The 4,214-nt window shown below is 52.4% G+C and carries 4 protein-coding genes; all 4 read right to left on the bottom strand.

Annotated elements, in window-relative coordinates:
• Positions 1–128 precede the first annotated feature (128 nt).
• Positions 129–1,133 carry a substrate-binding domain-containing protein gene (locus C7A19_RS14045; protein WP_116645186.1) on the bottom strand — a complete coding sequence of 335 codons (1,005 nt, stop codon included), beginning with the start codon at positions 1,131–1,133 and terminating at the stop codon, positions 129–131.
• Between the two features lie 34 nt (positions 1,134–1,167).
• Positions 1,168–2,097, bottom strand: a complete 930-nt coding sequence (gene rbsK / locus C7A19_RS14040; RefSeq protein ID WP_116645185.1) for a ribokinase — start codon at positions 2,095–2,097, stop codon at positions 1,168–1,170.
• A gap of 82 nt (positions 2,098–2,179) precedes the next feature.
• Entirely contained in the window at positions 2,180–3,073 is an 894-nt protein-coding gene (gene rbsB, locus C7A19_RS14035) for a ribose ABC transporter substrate-binding protein RbsB (RefSeq protein WP_116645184.1), read from the bottom strand.
• Between the two features lie 385 nt (positions 3,074–3,458).
• On the bottom strand, positions 3,459–4,214 hold a 756-nt coding region (gene rbsC, locus C7A19_RS14030; RefSeq protein WP_116645183.1), incomplete at its 5' end, for a ribose ABC transporter permease.

Below are 4,214 nucleotides of genomic sequence, written 5' to 3'. Positions count from 1 at the left end.
GAGTGTTCCTAGAGCAATTATAAAGGTGTCTGTCCCGTTAGTTCCGTTAGCTTAAAGAGCTTAAAGTGCCTGTCCCCGATAGGTTCGCCTGTCCCCGATAGGTCCGATAGTTATAGCTCGCCCGGTAGCTATACCCGCTTCACACTCTCGCGCACCACTAACGTTGGCTCGAGCTGCACGGTTTGGCTGTCACTTTGAGGGTCATCCAGTTTGTGGAGTAGGGTTTCGACAGCTGCTTGACCGAGACGGTACTTGGGCTGGTGAATAGTGGTCAGCGAGGGAGAGACAAATTTTGCCAGGTGGATGTCATCGTATCCCATGATAGAAAGCTCCTCGGGTACCCGAATGCCGAGTGCATTGGCAGCATTGATCGCGCCCATTGCCATCATATCATTGCCTGCAAAAATCGCGCTCGGCAAGGAGCCGCTCGCGGCAATCGCTTGCATGCCTTGATAGCCGCCTTCACACTCAAAGTCCGCTTCTACCATCCAGTCGGCGTTCTCAGTAAGTCCAGCATCGCGCAGCGCATCTTTAAAGCCTTGAAAACGGCGCTGTGCTTGTTGTTTAAGCAAAGGACCACTGATGCAACCAATCTGGCGGTGGCCACAGTCAATCAAGTGCTGGGTTGCTAAATAGCCGCCTTGATAGGAATTGTCTTGAATTTTATCGCAGGCAAAATCAATCGGCCCCCAATCCATTACCACCACGGGAATATCTGGATAACGATCAAAGCCTTCAATCCGCTCACCTTCCAAGGTCGAGCACATCAAAATCAAGCCATCGACCCGCTTTTGCAATAGCGTATCGATTGAAGCACGCATACGCTCAGCGTCACCTTCCGTGTTGCATAAAATCAAACTGTAGCCATTGTGGTAACAGCTACGCTCGACGCCCTTTACTACTTCGCCAAAAAACGGGTTGGTGGAAGTGGTCACCAGCATGCCAAAGGTTTTAGTGCGATTCACTTTTAGGCTGCGTGCCAGTGCCGACGGGGCGTAATAGTTAAGCTCTTTCGCGGCTTGGTTTACCTTCTCAGCGATGGCCTCACTCACATAACGGGTGTTGTTAATGACATGACTGACCGTCGATGTCGACACGCCCGCCCGTTTGGCAATATCTTTCATGGTCGCCATTTATCGCACTCCGCGTACTCAGGTGAAATAAGGATTAAGCATCTTGGTGGGCCAAAAACGCCTCAACATTTGCACGAGAAGGAATCGAGGTTTGTGCGCCACGCTGGGTCACGGATAATGCCGCCGCGGCATGCGCAAAGCGAATCGCCTGATAAAGTGTCTGTCCCTCTATCAGTCCTGTCACCAATGCCCCATTAAAGGTATCACCCGCGGCAGTGGTATCGACGACATCGACACGGAACCCAGGAATAAGCTGGCCAGCCTGTTCGCCTTTTTCACTCAGCCACACGCCTTGTTTGCCGAGGGTGATCAGTACAGTCCCTACCCCTTTTTCATGAAGCACGTCCGAGGCCGCTTGGGCACTGGCGGTGTCTGTTACCGCGATACCCGTCAGGCTTTGGGCTTCCGTTTCATTCGGGGTGATAATATCGACCGCGGCGAGAAGCGCGTCGCTCAGCGGTGCCGCAGGGGCGGGATTAAGCACCACCTGTGTCTTTGCCGCTCTGGCATGAAACGCCGCCTTTTCAATGCCACACATCGGTGTTTCTAACTGCATCAGTAAATAGTCAGCGTCGGCGATTTTTGTGAGATCATCGCTAATGGTATCCGCTGTCAGAGTCGCATTGGCTTCTGCGGAGAGCGCAATACTGTTCTCGCCCTGATCAGTCACTTGGATCATCGCAATCCCGGTCGGCGTATCAGGCTGTACCTTTATCGCACTGACATCCATCCCCTCTTGCGCATAAGACTGACGAATCTGCTGACCAAAGGCGTCGTCACCCACACTGGCAATAAAGGCAACATCAGCACCGCAACGCACCGCTGCCACCGCTTGATTCGCCCCTTTGCCGCCAGCTATCACCGCATAGTCTCGACCGTGTAATGTCTCTCCGGGACGAGGAAAACTAGAGACGCGTAAAACATGATCGGCATTGACGCTGCCAAGAACAACCAATCGGCTCATTACTATTCCTTACCGTTTTTAAATCAAAAAAGCACCACCCAGTGCGAACCCGATGGTGCTCACTATACGTTTCCCTGACGGCTTATTCAGCGATCGTTTCTTGGCTGATCACCTTAAGCGGCACGGGAATATAGCTGTCTACCGAATCGCCTTTCAGCACTTTATCCGCGGTTGCGACACCCAACTCACCAATCATACCCGGTTGCTGAGCGATGGTCGCTGCCAGATGACCACGCTCGACGGCTGCAATACCATCTTTGGTGCCATCAAAACCAACAATGGTGACATCTTTGCCTGATGCCTGCACCGCGCGCAACGCGCCAAATGCCATTTCATCGTTCTGGGCGAATACCGCTTCCACATCTGGGTGGGCGGCAAGCAGGTTTTCCATCACGTTCAGGCCTTTGGTACGGTCAAAATCCGCTGGCTGACTGGCGAGTAGTTCAACGTCGGTACCTTCAATGGCATCTATAAAGCCTTCACCACGCTCGCGTGCTGCCGAAGTACCGGCAATACCCTCAAGTTGGATCACTTTGGCTCGCTCACCGACTTTGCCGATGATGTATTCCGCCGCCATTTTACTGCCTTGGGCGTTATCAGAAGCAATATGGCTCACCACGTCCCCACGGCTCGCGCCACGGTCTAGGGTGATCACCGGGATCTCGGCGCGATTCGCAATACGAATGGCGTTTGAGACCGCGTCTGAGTCCGTCGGATTAATCAAAATGGCTTTAACGCCACGGATGGTTAAATCCTCCACATTCGATAGCTCTTTACTGGCGTCGTTTTGCGAATCAAGCACCAAGAGCTCATAACCAAGATCTTGTGCTTTTTGCTCTGCGCCCTCTTTCATGGTGACAAAAAATGGGTTGTTTAAGGTTGAAACCACGATTGCCATTCTATCTTCCGCTTGCGCACTGATGCTAAGCGTTGACGACAATAGTGCAGTGGTAATCAAGGTAGTCAGTTTTTTCATGCGTCCAGTCCTTTTGTGTTTGTAGGGTATTGTTTTTGCTTACTAATAAAACAGAAATAAAAGTGTCTGTCCTGCTAACTAAAGTGTCTGTCCCGCTAACTTTAGTTTCTAGAGGAGAATCGTCTCGGCTCTTTCCTGTACTCCGTAAGCGAAGCGCTCCGTATTCCCATTCCCGAATGCCAACTTAAAGTGTCTGTCCCGACAAGCTTGAACAGAAATAAAAGTGCCTGTCCCAACAAGCTAGTCTCTAGTTTCTAGAAGAGAAGCGTCTCGGCTCTTTCCTGTATTCCGTAAGCGAAGCGCTCCGTATTCCCATTCCCGAATGCCAACTTAAAGTGCCTGTCCCAATAAGCTCTCCTGTCGCAACAAGCTCTGTCTCAAACAGCTATTTGTTTTTGTTATCCACCAGGACGGCGAGCAGAATCACCACCGCTTTGGCAATCATTTGGTAGTAAGACGACACGTCCAGCAGGTTAAGGGCATTGTTCAAAAAGCCGATAATCAGCGCACCAATCAATGTGCCCATGATCTTGCCTTTACCGCCCATCAGGCTGGTGCCACCCAGCACTACCGCGGCAATCGCATCAAGCTCATAGCCAGTACCGGCAGTCGGTTGTCCGGAGGACAGGCGCGAGGTGACGATGATCCCTGCCAGCGCCGCGAGCATGCCACACAGGCTATACACGCCCACCTTGATTCGGTCGACATTAATGCCTGATAACCGCGCCGCTGACTCGTTGCCACCGAGTGCGTAGATATAACGGCCAAAGCGGGTATGATTAAGCAAGTACCAGGCACCGATAAACACGATAGCCATCAACCACACGGGGACGGGAATGCCCAACAGGTAGCCGGTACCAAACCAGGCAAACGCATCGGCGGTATCAGTAAAGCCCGTTGAGATGGGGCGGCCATCGGTATACACCATGGTGACACCGCGATAGAGGGTCATGGCTACCAAGGTGGCAATAAACGCCTGTACCTTGCCTTTGGCCACCACGACGCCAGTCATGGCACCAATCGCCGCGCCTGCAAACAAGGCGGTAGTTACCGCCACTAACACGGGCACCTCAACCGCAATCAAACTCGCGGCAAACGCACCACACAGCGCCAACACCGAGCCAACACTCAAGTCGATACC

Source organism: Salinivibrio sp. HTSP, from assembly GCF_003390965.1.
In the GTDB taxonomy this organism is placed as follows: domain Bacteria; phylum Pseudomonadota; class Gammaproteobacteria; order Enterobacterales; family Vibrionaceae; genus Salinivibrio; species Salinivibrio kushneri.
The sequence above is the reverse complement of the archived record's forward strand: the minus strand, read 5'-3'. Positions and strand labels throughout refer to the sequence as shown.

Bases quoted from the DNA above. Each gene is read 5' to 3' on its own strand.
- C7A19_RS14045 (WP_116645186.1), bottom strand. From the start codon at position 1,133: ATGGCGACCATGAAAGATATTGCCAAACGGGCGGGCGTGTCGACATCG.
- rbsK (WP_116645185.1), bottom strand. From the start codon at position 2,097: ATGAGCCGATTGGTTGTTCTTGGCAGCGTCAATGCCGATCATGTTTTA.
- rbsB (WP_116645184.1), bottom strand. From the start codon at position 3,073: ATGAAAAAACTGACTACCTTGATTACCACTGCACTATTGTCGTCAACG.